This window comes from Priestia sp. BR_2 (assembly GCF_041954005.1).
Taxonomy (GTDB): Bacteria; Bacillota; Bacilli; order Paenibacillales; family Paenibacillaceae; genus Paenibacillus_AQ; species Paenibacillus_AQ lautus_A.
The window spans coordinates 1-601 of record NZ_JAVFHM010000080.1 but is presented as its reverse complement, the minus strand read 5'-3'; the positions used below and the strand labels follow the sequence as shown (position 1 = coordinate 601).

The window sequence follows — 601 nt, the reverse complement described above, 5'->3', positions numbered from 1 at the left end:
GATGTGCATAAGGGACAGTCCTGTTATCTCACTACATTATCCTGACGCCCTGTTATAATGAGTGTGGGATGCTCCAGTTTAAATGAAATATCAAAGGTAAAGCCATATCCATTTTGACGAATGCTGTTTACAAATTCATGATTTGTTTGTTTAGAAGGAAGTAAGATTTCATTTTGAAACCTCTCCCATTCAGTTTGACCTTGGACTACCCCCATGGAACAAAATTCATCAGCCTCCTCTGGAGACAAACGTGATATCAAGTCGTTGTCTTTCTTTAGAACAGTCTGTTGGGGCACCACTCTTTCATCATGTTCAGGTATAATCAATGGTGCCATTAGTAGTAATCCACGAACTTTTTCCTGACGTGAATGAACTATACCTCTGGCAATGTATCCTCCATATGAACTGCCACAAACAATAAACTGTTGGTTAGGTATAATTTCGTCCAAAAGACATAATATCGCTTCTAAAATATTATCAGAGTTCTGAATAGATAATTGAGGCTCGGAATTGCCCATCCCTGGTAAGTCTATGTATATTCTCTTCCAATGGCCTCGTTTCTCGAATAACGGTTCCATTGCATTTAACATCACTTGATGTT

General features: G+C 38.6%; 1 protein-coding gene. It reads right to left on the bottom strand.

Annotated elements, in window-relative coordinates; genetic code table 11:
- Positions 1 to 23 precede the first annotated feature (23 nt).
- On the bottom strand, positions 24 to 601 hold a 578-nt coding region (locus RB298_RS02125; protein WP_486045498.1), incomplete at its 5' end, for an alpha/beta hydrolase.